This window comes from Erwinia sp. V71 (assembly GCF_965644245.1).
In the GTDB taxonomy this organism is placed as follows: Bacteria; Pseudomonadota; Gammaproteobacteria; order Enterobacterales; family Enterobacteriaceae; genus Erwinia.
The window spans coordinates 1-251 of record NZ_CBFFRK010000329.1; the positions used below are offsets into that span (position 1 = coordinate 1).

The 251-nt window shown below is 45.8% G+C and carries 1 protein-coding gene; it reads left to right on the forward strand.

Translation table 11 applies throughout. From position 1 onward, the window contains the following. On the forward strand, nt 1-242 hold a 242-nt coding region (locus ACSZO1_RS22840), incomplete at its 5' end, for a hypothetical protein (RefSeq protein ID WP_437616701.1). Nucleotides 243-251 lie beyond the last annotated feature (9 nt).

Sequence of the window (251 nt, forward strand, 5' to 3'; positions counted from 1 at the left end):
TTCAGGCAACCGTCTGTGGTGTTTGCAGAGCTAAGATTGGCGGCTTAGCGTTGCACTTCGGAGTTGAATCCGCCAACAACCAGGGAAGAATTCTTTATGCTAATCAAGCTTTAGCTAAATTTTGTGGGCTGAAATCATCTCACTATATGATGGGCAGACTACATTGTGAGGTTCCTTCGCGAATTCAGATAATAAGTGCAACGCTTGGTCATGTGGATGGAGGGACGGTTAGCTACCGATAAGCTATCCTG